Annotated in this window: 14 protein-coding genes; 5 read left to right on the plus strand and 9 right to left on the minus strand. The window is 63.9% G+C overall.

Annotation, left to right across the window (positions count from 1 at the left end; genetic code table 11):
* Positions 1 to 12 precede the first annotated feature (12 nt).
* Positions 13 to 276: a YMGG-like glycine zipper-containing protein gene (locus FJ941_RS27200; RefSeq protein WP_027146224.1), complete on the minus strand. Its 264-nt coding sequence runs from the start codon at positions 274 to 276 to the stop codon at positions 13 to 15.
* Between the two features lie 123 nt (positions 277 to 399).
* Entirely contained in the window at positions 400 to 810 is a 411-nt protein-coding gene (locus FJ941_RS27205; protein WP_140510514.1) for a DoxX family protein, read from the minus strand.
* Between the two features lie 199 nt (positions 811 to 1009).
* On the opposite strand from FJ941_RS27205, the gene FJ941_RS27210 reads away from it, so the two are divergent.
* The gene (locus FJ941_RS27210; RefSeq protein ID WP_140510516.1) at positions 1010 to 1417 is read left to right on the plus strand and encodes an ACT domain-containing protein; all 408 of its coding nucleotides are present in this window, start codon (positions 1010 to 1012) and stop codon (positions 1415 to 1417) included.
* Between the two features lie 224 nt (positions 1418 to 1641).
* Here FJ941_RS27210 and FJ941_RS27215 read toward each other — a convergent pair whose 3' ends face one another.
* The gene (locus FJ941_RS27215; RefSeq protein WP_140510518.1) at positions 1642 to 2676 is read right to left on the minus strand and encodes an aspartate-semialdehyde dehydrogenase; all 1035 of its coding nucleotides are present in this window, start codon (positions 2674 to 2676) and stop codon (positions 1642 to 1644) included.
* A 550-nt stretch (positions 2677 to 3226) separates the two neighbouring features.
* Between FJ941_RS27215 and FJ941_RS27220 the strand changes: the two genes are divergently transcribed.
* From FJ941_RS27220 to FJ941_RS27235, 4 genes are all read left to right on the plus strand, one after another.
* The gene (locus tag FJ941_RS27220; protein WP_140510520.1) at positions 3227 to 5095 is read left to right on the plus strand and encodes a DEAD/DEAH box helicase; all 1869 of its coding nucleotides are present in this window, start codon (positions 3227 to 3229) and stop codon (positions 5093 to 5095) included.
* Between the two features lie 130 nt (positions 5096 to 5225).
* A complete protein-coding gene (locus FJ941_RS27225; RefSeq protein WP_140510522.1) occupies positions 5226 to 5945 on the plus strand; it encodes a DUF805 domain-containing protein in 720 nt (239 codons plus the stop codon).
* Positions 5946 to 6080: 135 nt separating this feature from the next.
* Positions 6081 to 6509: a polyketide cyclase gene (locus FJ941_RS27230; protein ID WP_140510524.1), complete on the plus strand. Its 429-nt coding sequence runs from the start codon at positions 6081 to 6083 to the stop codon at positions 6507 to 6509.
* On the plus strand, positions 6502 to 6951 hold the full coding sequence (locus FJ941_RS27235) for a MarR family winged helix-turn-helix transcriptional regulator (protein WP_140510526.1): 450 nt from the start codon (positions 6502 to 6504) through the stop codon (positions 6949 to 6951). The genes FJ941_RS27230 and FJ941_RS27235 overlap by 8 nt, the downstream gene beginning before the upstream one ends.
* Here the strand turns inward: FJ941_RS27235 and leuB are convergent, their stop codons facing one another.
* From leuB to leuD, 6 genes are all read right to left on the minus strand, one after another.
* Positions 6952 to 8055, minus strand: a complete 1104-nt coding sequence (gene leuB, locus FJ941_RS27240) for a 3-isopropylmalate dehydrogenase (protein WP_140510528.1) — start codon at positions 8053 to 8055, stop codon at positions 6952 to 6954.
* 228 nt (positions 8056 to 8283) lie between these two features.
* Positions 8284 to 8634: a VOC family protein gene (locus tag FJ941_RS27245; protein ID WP_140510530.1), complete on the minus strand. Its 351-nt coding sequence runs from the start codon at positions 8632 to 8634 to the stop codon at positions 8284 to 8286.
* A gap of 13 nt (positions 8635 to 8647) precedes the next feature.
* On the minus strand, positions 8648 to 9031 hold the full coding sequence (locus tag FJ941_RS27250; protein WP_140510531.1) for a RidA family protein: 384 nt from the start codon (positions 9029 to 9031) through the stop codon (positions 8648 to 8650).
* A 182-nt stretch (positions 9032 to 9213) separates the two neighbouring features.
* Positions 9214 to 10365 (minus strand): L,D-transpeptidase, encoded by a 1152-nt coding sequence (locus FJ941_RS27255; RefSeq protein WP_246674028.1) that lies wholly within the window; start codon positions 10363 to 10365, stop codon positions 9214 to 9216.
* Between the two features lie 112 nt (positions 10366 to 10477).
* A complete protein-coding gene (locus tag FJ941_RS27260; RefSeq protein WP_140510533.1) occupies positions 10478 to 11395 on the minus strand; it encodes a hypothetical protein in 918 nt (305 codons plus the stop codon).
* Positions 11396 to 11449: 54 nt separating this feature from the next.
* Positions 11450 to 12055 (minus strand): 3-isopropylmalate dehydratase small subunit, encoded by a 606-nt coding sequence (gene leuD, locus FJ941_RS27265; protein WP_027145969.1) that lies wholly within the window; start codon positions 12053 to 12055, stop codon positions 11450 to 11452.
* Positions 12056 to 12092: the final 37 nt, after the last annotated feature.

Consider the following 12092-nt stretch of genomic DNA (forward strand, 5'->3'; position numbering starts at 1 on the left):
GCATGCGGTCGTTCAATAGCCGCTTGGGCAGCGATCGACATAGGTATGGCCATTGCGGTCGCGATAGCGGCAACGGCCCGGTTCGCTGGCCCGGCCGATCAGCGCACCGGCTACGGCTCCGACGGCACCGCCGACAACCGCGCCTTGCACCGGATTATTGGCGACCGCCGCGCCAACCGCGGCACCGCCGAGGCCACCGACGGCAGCACCTTTTTCCGTTTGCGAACAGGCGCCGAGCGCCGTCGTCAGTACCAGAATGGTCAGGATTCTCTTCATTTGTCGTTCCTCTCACATGCGGATCGCCGTCTCGCCGCCAAGTCCCTAACTCTCAGACGGCTAATTTGATCCCGAGAAGAATGAAGATCGCGACGACACCTGGCAGCGATTGGCGCGGAACGGCTACCGGCTGAACGGGATCAGAGCGCGCACTTTGGGGTCACGCAGATAGAGGCCGCCCCAAAGGATGATGCCGAGATAGACGCCGAACAGCGTGTGCGAAAACAGCGGACTGCCGATACGCGCATTGGTGGCGATGGCGCCGCCCATATAGGCGGTGAGCAGGATGGCGCCGAGCGCGGAGGTGCGCGGCAGGGTGTAGAGCGCGGTCGAGACCAGGCCGATAATGCCCAGCATGCGCGCGACATTGGCGTCGGCCGGCCAGCCGAGCGGCACCATCGTCCGGGTGACGATATCGAGCGGTGGCAGCTTGATGGCGCCGTCGAAGATCATGAACAGGATGATGAGGCCGCTGAGCACGCGGCCGGTCCACAGGGCGCCGGACGAGACAGGCGCGGTTTGAGAAATGCTCATTGGTGGTCCCTCCTGATGGTTAGCCCCGTTTTCAGCGGGGTCGAACCAAGGACGTGCCGTGAGGCGGCGATCCGACAGGGGTCTGGATTTGTCTTGGCGCCGATTTCCACCATGCTGCGACTCTGCTGCCAGCAGAGCTATCGGCATTCGTCCATGGCGGGCTATTGAGGAGCGGGCAGTGCACCAGGCGAGACGACAAATGACCGGCGAGACCGATCTGAGGACATTGTTGGCGTCGATGACGCCGGAATTGCTTGATGGCACCTATGTCTTTGCCACGCTGGCGCCGCACGTGCCGCAGCCCGAAGGCCTGGAGCCGGTGATGGTGTTTCGCGAGCGCGAGGGCACGACGCTGATCGTGACCGAGGAAGCCGCCCGGACCACGGGGCTGGAGGCTTCGTTCCGCTGCCGGATGATCACGCTGAACATCCACTCATCGCTCGAAGCCGTCGGCTTCCTCGCCGCCATCACCGCACGCCTCGCCGCCGCCGGCATGGGCGTCAATCCAGTCTCGGGTTTTTACCACGACCATCTGTTTGTGCCGGCCGGGCGGGCGGAGGAGGCGATGGCGGTGCTGCGCGAACTGAGTATGGACAGCGCGAGTTGAAATCGGCGCAGAGCGGCTTTGACGGCTAATCTCATGACTCGGCAGCGCCAAATCGGTATGGCCGGCGCTGCCCCTCATCCGCCCTTCGGGCACCTTCTCCCGTAAACGGGGAGAAGGAAAGGCATCCGGCCGAAAGGCCGAGCCCGCGACGGCGGGCCGCCGGTCGTCCGGCGCCCTCGCGGAGGGCCCGCCGCGGCAGCGGCGATACGGCCCGTGAGCGAAAACTAAGCCGCCTTCTTCTTCGGCTGGATCAACCCGCGTTCGACCAGCAGTTCGGCGATCTGCACCGCGTTCAACGCCGCGCCCTTGCGCAGGTTGTCGGAGACGATCCACATCGACAGGCCGTTGTCGACGGTCGAATCCTCGCGGATGCGCGAGATGAAGGTGGCATCCTCGCCGGCTGATTCCAGCGGCGTGATGTAGCCGCCATCCTCGCGCTTGTCCAAGACCTGGCAGCCAGGCGCTTCACGCAGGATGTCGCGCGCCTCGTCGGCGGTGATCGGCTTCTCGAACTCGATGTTGACCGCTTCCGAATGGCCGATGAACACCGGCACGCGCACGCAGGTCGCCGTCAGCTTGATCTTGGGGTCGAGCATCTTCTTGGTCTCGGCGACCATCTTCCACTCTTCCTTGGTGAAGCCGTCGTCGAGGAAGACATCGATATGCGGGATGACGTTGAAGGCGATGCGTTTGGTGAACTTCTTGACGTCGACCTGGTCGGCGACGAACACGGCGCGCGTCTGCGTGAACAGTTCGTCCATGCCTTCCTTGCCGGCGCCGGATACAGACTGGTAGGTGGCGACGACGACGCGCTTGATGGTGGCGGCATCATGCAGCGGCTTCAACGCCACGACGAGCTGCGCCGTCGAGCAGTTCGGGTTGGCGATGATGTTCTTGCGCGTGAACAGCGAGATCGCGTCCGGGTTCACCTCGGGCACGATCAGCGGCACGTCCTGGTCGTAGCGGAAGGCCGATGAATTATCGATGACGACGCAGCCCTGCTTGCCGATCTTCGGCGACCACTCCTTGGAGACGTTGCCGCCGGCCGACATGATGCAGATGTCGGTGTCGGAAAAATCATACTGGTCGAGCGGCCTGACCTTCAGCGTGCGGTCGCCGAACGACACTTCCGTGCCCATGCTGCGCCGCGAGGCGAGCGCCACGACTTCGCTGACCGGAAAGCCGCGCTCTTCCAGAATGTTGAGCATTTCCCGGCCCACATTGCCCGTGGCGCCGACGACTGCAACCTTGAAACTCATAGAAATCTCCTGTCCCTCTCCGCTTGGTTCTTGGAGAAAACCCGCCGGCCAAGTGCGGGTTCCGTCCCCCGGGCCGGACCCGGGAGAGGGTGGTTAGGCCAAGGGAATCACACCGTTTTGGTGGTGGTTTTGGCCATAGTTTTGGTCGAACGGTAAGATGCACCAACGCGTCCGGCCCCACTGATGTGGCCGGGGACGTCGAAGGCAAGAAGAGCCATCAAAAGGCCGCGCATCGAGATTGATCCCGTTCGATGCCGGCTTTTACGCGGTTTGCCGCAGGAGTCAATCGCGGGGCGCAACGCGGTTCTCCCTTCTCCCTTGTGGGAGAAGGTGGCCTCGCGAAGCGAAGCGAGGTCGGATGGGGGTGCTCCAGGGAACACCAACGCCTCACTCCGCTGGAACACCCCTCAACCGTCTTGGCGCTGCGCGCCTGCCCTGTACAAAAAGGGCGGCAGGAAGTACGAACGGCCAAGTTTGTTTGGCTGACACGGCGCCAGCCCCGGCTTGTGCTCCATGATGAGCGCAGAACCCTGAATTCCGAAAGAATGAGATGTCCAACTTCGAAGGTATTGTTCCCGCGCTGGCACAAGCGCTGGAGAAACGCGGTTATTCCGACCTGACACCGGTGCAGAAGGCGGTGCTGGAGCTCGGGCAGGCCGACGCTCTGGTGTCGGCACAGACCGGCTCGGGCAAAACCGTCGCCTTCGGCCTTGCCCTGGCGCCGACGCTGCTCGACGGCGCGGAACGTTTCGGCCCGGCAGCGGCGCCGCTGGCGTTGGCGGTGGCGCCGACGCGCGAACTGGCGCTGCAGGTGACGCGCGAGCTCGAATGGCTCTACGAGCCGACCGGCGCCACGGTGGCATCCTGCGTCGGCGGCATGGACATGCGCACCGAACGGCGGACGCTGGAGCGCGGCGCCCATATCGTCGTCGGCACGCCCGGCCGGCTGCGCGACCACATCACCCGTAATTCACTCGACATGTCGACGCTCAAGGCCGTGGTGCTGGACGAGGCCGACGAGATGCTCGATCTCGGCTTTCGCGAGGACCTCGAATTCATTCTCGATGCCGCACCGGCCGACCGTCGCACGCTGATGTTTTCCGCCACCGTGCCGCGCTCCATCGCCACGCTCGCCCAGGGCTATCAGCGCGATGCCGTGCGCATCTCGGCCGCCGGCGAGGAAAAGCAGCATCTCGACATCGAATACAGGGCGCTGAATGTCGCCCAGGCCGACCGCGAGAACGCCATTATCAACGTGCTGCGTTTCTATGAGGCCAAGAACGCGCTGGTGTTCTGCAACACCCGTGCCGCCGTCAATCATCTCACGGCCCGCTTCAACAACCGCAATTTTTCCGTCGTCGCGCTCTCGGGCGAACTCAGCCAGAACGAACGCAGCCATGCGCTGCAGGCGATGCGCGACGGCCGCGCGAAAGTCTGCATCGCCACCGACGTGGCAGCGCGCGGCATCGACCTGCCCAACCTCGAACTGGTGATCCACGCCGACCTGCCGACCAATCCGGAAACGCTGCTGCACCGCAGCGGCCGCACCGGACGTGCCGGACGCAAGGGCGTCAGCGCGCTGATCGTGCCCAATAGCGCCCGCAGGCGCACCGAGCGGCTGCTGCAAAGCGCCAAGCTGACGGCGACATGGGCGAGCCCGCCCTCGGCCGACGACGTGATGCGGCGCGACGACGAGCGCATCCTTGCCGATCCGGCTTTCGACGAACCGGTGAAGGACGACGAGCGTGCGTTCATCGACGCGCTTCTTAGCCGGCATGGCGCCGAACAGGTGGCGGCCGCTTTCGTGCGCCAGTGCCGCGCCAGCCGCTCGGCGCCCGAGGATCTCATGGACGCCGCGCCTTTCACACCATCGCGTGAAAGAGGGGCGGGCGAAAAATTCGCCCATCGCGACGAGGCGCCCAGCCGCCGCGACGATTTCGGCGACAGCGTCTGGTTTTCGCTGTCGGTGGGGCGCCGCCAGAATGCCGAGCCGCGCTGGCTGATCCCGATGCTGTGCCGTGCCGGCAGCATTTCCAAGCGCGAGATCGGCGCCATCAAGATGCAGCCGGAAGAGACGTTCGTGCAGATCGCCGCCGACTGGGCCGAGCGTTTTCTCGCCGCGATCGGGCCCGACCGCAAATTGCAGGGCAACATCGTGGTCAAGCGGCTGGACGGCACGCCGGACCTGTCGCGGGCCGGCTACCAGCCGCCGAGCCCGGACAAGAAGCCGCATCGCGGCAAGGCGCCGTTCGACCCGAATGCGCCGAAGCGCAAGTTCGAGAAGCGTGCACCGGCTTCCGCCGACCAGCGCCCGGCAGCCGCGCATGAGGCAAAGCCGTGGGCGAAAAAGCCGGGCAAGCCGAAATTCGAAAATACCGGCGCGCCTAAGCACAAGAAGACGAAGAAGCGGCCGTCGTAAGACCGACGCGAAAGCCTCGCTGCTGATTTTTGCGTCATTTGCCGCGAAGGCGGTAGCTTATGGGCGGCTTGCCCATCGGTTCGGCCCTGTGCCACATCTTGGCAGGGACGTGGCGACAAGGGAGCGGGCGATGCGCGGCGAAGTGCTTCACTATGACGAGGATCAGGGCTTCGGCTTCATCACCGGCGCCGATGGCAACCGCTACACCTTCACCCGCGAGAACCTGCGCCGGCAAACCGCCATGCCCAACGGGACAGCGGTCGAGTTCCAGCCGGGCGGCGGCCAGGCGCGCGACGTCTTTTCGATCGCCGGCCAAACCACCGCGAGCTCGACCGTGGCCGCCGGCATAAACGCCGCTCCGGCTCCAGCCGGCACCGCACCCGCGGCCCGCGCACCGCAGGCACAGCATTTCGGCCGATCCAGCGAGAGCGCAACCGCCGAACCCAGTGATCTCTGGGGCTATTTCTGGCGTGGCCTGACGCGGAACTACTTCAACTTCGCCGGCCGCGCCCGCCGCAAGGAATATTGGGGCTACTGCCTGTTCTGGGTGGTCTGCCTGCTCATCACCGGCGGCATCGGCATCTTCACCGATATCGAAATGGGCAATTTCGACACAGATGTCTCGGCGGCGGTGACGGTCGGCCTCTGCGGCACCTTCCTCCTGGTGACGCTCCTGCCCGGTCTCGGCATGACCGTGCGCCGGCTGCATGATATCGGCCTTTCGGGCTGGCTCTATCTGGTGATCCTGATCCCCAGCATCGGCAGCCTGATGATCCTGGTGTTCGCGCTGATCCCGACCCAGGCGCATGAAAACCAGTGGGGACCGGTGCCTGCTGGGGTCAGGATTTAGCGGTCAGGTCCCGAGAAAAGTCACTCCAAAAACGACGGTTCAGCCGATCTTCGTCACAGATGAAGATTCCGCTTGCAATTTAATCCGCGCACAGATAGTCTGTGTGCAGATTAAATAAACCAGTGGAGCAAGACGATGTGGACCAATGAATACACCGCGACTTCCCCGCTTCCGGCGCGAGCCATCTGGAACGCGCTCAAGGCCTTGCATGAAGGCCGCCTGACCTATGAGGGGTCCGACACTTTCGTGCTGCACGGGCCGTTCGCCAAGGGCACCCGCGTCTCGGTGACGCCGGTCGGTCAGGACACGTTCGAATCGACCATCGTCGATCTCGTCGAAAACGTGACTTATGCCGACGAAACTTCGTTCGATGACACCACGCTGCTGTTCCGGCACACGCTGGTGCCCGTCGAAGGCGGCACGCAGGTGACGCACCGGCTCGATATATCAGGCCCTTCGGCCGCCGAGGTCGGCCCGGAACTCGGGCCCCAGATCAGCGGCGATTTCGACGTGTCGATGGCCAGGCTGTTCGAGCAGGCGGAGGCGTTGGCGAACCGTGGCTGAACTGGACACCCGCTTCAAGGGTGGGCCGTCGGAGAGCCCCGGATTGCTGCTCTGGCGGACCACAATGCGCTGGCAGCGTGTCATGACGGCGGCGCTGGCGCCGCTCGACCTGACGCATGTCCAGTTCGTGCTGCTCGCCTCGGCGATGTGGCTCGGCCGAAATGGCGAACCGCCCAACCAGGTGCAGCTCGCCGCCCAGGCCGGCACCGAGGTGAAGATGACCTCGGACGTCGTCGCCCGGCTGGAGGCCAAGGGATTGATTGCACGCGAGGCCGACCCCCGGGATTCCCGAGCCAAGGTGATCCGCGTCACCGCCGCCGGGGTGGCTGCGGCACAGCAAGCGATCGTCGCCGTCGAGACCGCCGACGCGGCCTTCTTCGAACCTGTGGAGGAGGCGCAGCTCGTCGGCCTGCTGCAGCAGCTTGCCGGCGAGATCCGCTGATTATCCCAGGAACTTGGCGATGATCGCGTCGCCCATTTCGACCGTACCAACCTCGGTCTTGCCGGGGGAGAAAATATCCTTGGTGCGCAGGCCCTGGTCGAGCACGGCGGCGATAGCGCCTTCAAGCTTGTCGGCTTCATCGACCATGCCGAAGGAATAGCGCAGGCACATGGCGAAGGAGGCGATCATGGCGATCGGGTTGGCGATGCCCTTGCCGGCGATGTCGGGGGCCGAGCCGTGTACCGGCTCGTAGAGCGCCTTGCGCTTCTTGGTCTTCACGTCGGGAGCGCCGAGCGAGGCCGACGGCAGCATGCCGATCGAGCCGGTCAGCATGGCGGCGATGTCGGACAGCATGTCGCCGAACAGATTGTCGGTGACGATGACGTCGAACTGTTTTGGCCAGCGCACCAGCTGCATGCCGCCGGCGTCGGCCAGCATGTGGTCGAGCTTGACGTCGGAATAGCGCGCCTTGTGGGTCTGGGTGACGACCTCGTTCCACAGCACGCCAGACTTCATGACGTTGCGCTTTTCCATCGAGGTGACGTGGTTCTTGCGGGTCCGCGCGAGCTCGAAAGCGACGCCCGAAATGCGCTCGATCTCGAACGTGTCGTAGACCTGCGTGTCGATGCCGCGCTTCTGGCCGTTGCCGAGATCGATGATCTGCTTGGGCTCGCCGAAATAGACGCCGCCGGTCAGCTCGCGCACGATCAGGATGTCGAGGCCTTCGACCACTTCCTGCTTCAGCGAGGACGAGGCGGCCAGCGCCGGGTAGCAGATCGCCGGGCGCAGATTGGCGAACAGCTCCATGTCCTTGCGCAGCCGAAGCAGGCCGGCCTCGGGCCGCACCTCGTAAGGCACGGCATCCCACTTCGGCCCGCCGACGGCACCGAACAGCACAGCGTCCGCGGCCATCGCTTTTTCCATATCGGCATCGGAAATCGCCGCGCCATGCGCATCGTAGGCACAGCCGCCGACCAGGCCCTCATCGGTGACGAAGCCGCTGCCGAGCTTTGCGTTCATGGCCGCGATCAGCTTCTTGACCTCGTCCATGGCCTCGGGGCCGATGCCGTCGCCGGGGAGCAGGAAAAGATGCTTCGTTGCCATGGAGAGCCGTCCCAGAAAGATTGCGTTTCGATTTTGCACAGCGTCCTTTGCGCGCCAAGGAGGCGCGCGGCGCTGTGCGACCGCGGCCTTGCTAAACGCCAAGCGGTTGCAGCGCAAGCCGTAAGGACGCAGCGGTGCTGAACAGTGGCCAAGCAGCGATCCTTCGCGCCCCCCTCTGTCCCGCCGACATGTCACGGAATCCAAGCCATAGCCCCACGGAACATGCCCTCACCGATGCGAGAGAATGTTGACCAGCCGGCCAAGGGGATCTCGCACATAGAAGCGCCGGACGCCCCAGGGTTCGTCGGCCGGTCCGTATTCGATGGCGAAACCGGCGGCCTTCATGGCCTCGAGCGTCGCATCGACGTCATCGACCTCGATCGACAGGTCCGGCACCGGCGTACCGGACCCGCCTTGCGCCATGAAACTGACCTGCACCTGCATCGTCTCCTCGGAACCGTAGGTTACGATCCAGCCCTGATCCATCAGGATGTCGAGGCCAAGCACGTCATGATAGAAACGGTTCGCTGCCGTCGCGTTCAGTGTCTCGATATTGGCCACGATGCGCCTGACCTTCATGGCGTAGGTCTCCTCAGGCCGTACGCCGTAGCGCCGTCACCTCGATCTCGATCTTCATTTCCGGCTTGTTGAGCTGGCACACGATCATGGTCGCCGCCGGCCTGATGTCGCCGAACGTCTCGCCGAGGATCGGGAAGACCACGTCCACGAAAGCCTGGTCGGTGACGTAGTAATGCGCCCGCACCACATCGGCCATGTCAAAGCCGCCGTCCTTCAGCGCCTTGCCGATCGTCGCCAGGCAGTTGCGCGTCTGCGCCTCGAGCGTGTCCGGCATCGTCATGGTCGCATAGTCATAGCCGGTGGTGCCGGAGACGAAACACCAGTCGCCCTGTACCACCGCACGCGAATAGCCGGCGGTCTTTTCGAACGGCGAACCGGTGGAGATGAGCTTGCGCATGAAGGACCTCGCATGGTTGCAGCTACTCTGTGGGGAAAACGCGATCCCGCCAAGGGCCAAGACGAATGGATCGACGGTGCAGGACCTGTGACGTCGATGTGCCAGCTCGTGCGCCGGCTAACGTGAGGTGCTCTCCGTGCGGCCCCGGCACCGGCTCAGGGGTCCGCATTGCCCGTCATGCGTCAGCCCGGTTGGTCGTTGGCCGATTCAGCCGTTTCTCCGGTGAAGACAACCCTTGTGCCTTTGTGCACCTCAAGGGCCAGGTCTTCGGCATCCCAATTGGTCAGTCTGATGCAACCATGCGAAAAAGTCTTCCCGATCTTGCCTGGTTCGGGCGTGCCGTGAATCCCGTAACTTTCAATGGACAGATCGATCCAGACCGATCCGACAGGATTGTTAGGCCCGGCAGCGATGGTGAAGGGTCTTTTGGTTTTGACCCCCTTGAAGGCGAAGTTGGGATCATAGTGATAGGTGGGATTGTGGACCACGCGTGTGACTTGTGCCTCGCCGCTCGGCGCCGGCTTCTCTTCGCTTCCAATCGAGGCGGGGTAGACCGAAACCACTTTGCCGGAATTGTCGAGAACGCGAACTTCGCGCGCGGCCTTGTCGACTTCGACGTTCGCAACGGCTGCGGGCGGATCGCCTCGGGCGATAGCCGGCACCAGCAACTTTGCGCCCGCCCCCCTGAAGCTGATGCCCGGGTTGAGCCTTCGCAGCAATTGTTCGCTGATGTGGAAGTGCTCTGCGATCCGTTCCAGCGAACTGCGATAGCCGAGCCTGCGCAGGCGAGCCATTCTTTCCATACCGGCCGGAATGCGCTTGGTAAACGGTCCACGCACGTCCTTGCGCGTCAGCTCGTAATTCACAAGAACCGGGCCTGGTGAGGTTGCGACCAGCTTGTCCCAGGTCTCCCGGTTGAGCTTGCCATCGGCGGGCAGAGCGTTGGCCGCCTGAAATGCCCGAACCGCCTTGGTGAAGTTCTCCGCCTGGTGGCCGTCAATGAGGCCAGGCGAGAACCGCGCGCGATCCAAAAGGATCTGCGCCTTCAGCGCGGTCGCATCGACGCCGTTCGTTGCGGCGTCGCCGAATTGAGCATTGTTGACGGCGGCTGCGTCCAGCTTTGCCGCCTCCGTGGCGCCAGCTGCGAAGGCGAACAAAACAAGCGCCAGAAGAACGAGCCTGACCATCAATTTACTCCAGGCACTGCAGCGCGAAGCTGCTTCTATGACGCCGCGCGGCCGATCTGGTTCCATTTGCCCCACGAATATCGCCGTTGACGCGGGTTGGGCAGAAGGCGATCCTCGATCTCCGCGCCGGCGATCGGCGGCACTCAAAGGAAGAACGGCGTATAAACCGCAGTCCTGCGCGCGTCGGCAACAATGGACGGTTGTCGCGCGTAAGCCGGAGGAAATTCGCCTCGCCCTGTTTTCGCCGGAAATGCTTTAGCTAATTCGCCGACCCCAGCGCCTTGTCCAGCGCCTCCTTCACGTCGGCCGGCCATGTCGCCACCGCCGGCCAGGCGTTCGGCTGGCCATTGTCGCCGCGGCGGGCGAAATAGAGCTGATGCTTGGCCGGGTCGACCGCCATGAAACCGTCATTGCCGCCGCAATCATGCGGCACGCAGCCGCTGGCGTAAAAGGCGCCGGACGCGGTCTTTTCCGTGCCGCCGCCGACCAGCAGGCTGGTCGCCATGTCGGGCATGTCCTTGCCGAGCAGTTTTTCGGCTTCCTTGTAGACGGCCTCATTGTGGAAGGCGTCGATGATGTTCTGGTACTTTTCCGGATCAATGTCTTTCCAGTCGGTGCCGGGTTCCGGCATGTAGGTGAGATTGCCCGAAATCGTCAGCCCATCCGTCGGCGACCACTGCAGCGCCGGCTTCTGGTCCCCCGGCAGGAGATACGGCACGAAATAAATGGCGTTGTCGGACACCGCGGAGGGCGGCGCGCCGCACTCGTCCTGCTCGACCGTGGTGCCCTGGATCTCGCCGCCTTCTGGCTTCCAGACGATCACCGTCGCCGGGCCGCATTGATTGCCGCCATCGCCGACATTGAACAGCGCCACCTTGATGCCGCCGACCTCCACGATCTTGTCGAAGAAGACATCGTAGTTGCTGGCCAGTTGCTTGCCGTCATAGGCCAGCACCTTTTCGCCGTCCTGCTCCGGCTGCGTGATGGTCAGCTGACCGCCCTCGAACGGGATCGGCGCCTGCTTGTCATCCTCGGCCAGCGCCACGTTGCCCGTGCTTGACGCGCCCTGGTCGGCGGCGCCGGACGCATCGTCAGTGCCGGTCTGTGCATGCGCGCCCGCGATCGTCAGAAACATCACCGCCGAAGCGCAAACGCCGGCCAGAAGCAAACGTGTCATGACTGTCCCTCCCTCGGTCGCCGCTCGGCCCGAAAGGACCGGTCTATTCGCCGCTCAGGCCCAGGGGCGCAGTTCGGCGTTCTTCTTCTCGAACGAGGCGATGGCGCCGGCTTTTTCCATGGTCAGGCCGATATCGTCGAGCCCGTTGAGCAGGCAGTGCCGCTTGAAATCGTCGAGGTCGAATGTGACCACGCCGCCGTCCGGACCACGGATTTCCTTGGCTTCGAGATCGACCGACAGAGTGGCGTTGGAGCCGCGCGAGGCGTCGTCCATCAGCTTCTCCAGGTCCTCGGGGCTGACGGTGATCGGCAGCACGCCGTTCTTGAAGCAGTTGTTGTAGAAGATGTCGGCGAACGAGGTCGAGATGACGCAGCGTATGCCGAAATCGAGCAGCGCCCATGGCGCGTGTTCCCGGCTCGAGCCGCAGCCGAAATTGTCGCCGGCGACCAGGATCTGCGCCTTGCGGTAGGCCGGCTTGTTGAGCACGAAATCCGGATTTTCCGAACCGTCGTCATTGTAGCGCATCTCGGCGAACAGGCCGGTGCCAAGCCCGGTGCGCTTGATCGTCTTGAGATAATCCTTCGGAATGATCATGTCGGTGTCGACATTGACGATCGGCATGGGAGCGGCGACGCCGGTGAGCTTGGTGAATTTTTCCATGGCTTTGGCCCGTGTTTTTCGTTGCGGGGGATTTGCT

Origin of the sequence: Mesorhizobium sp. B2-3-13 (genome assembly GCF_006442195.1) — a bacterium.
GTDB lineage: Bacteria > Pseudomonadota > Alphaproteobacteria > Rhizobiales > Rhizobiaceae > Mesorhizobium > Mesorhizobium salmacidum.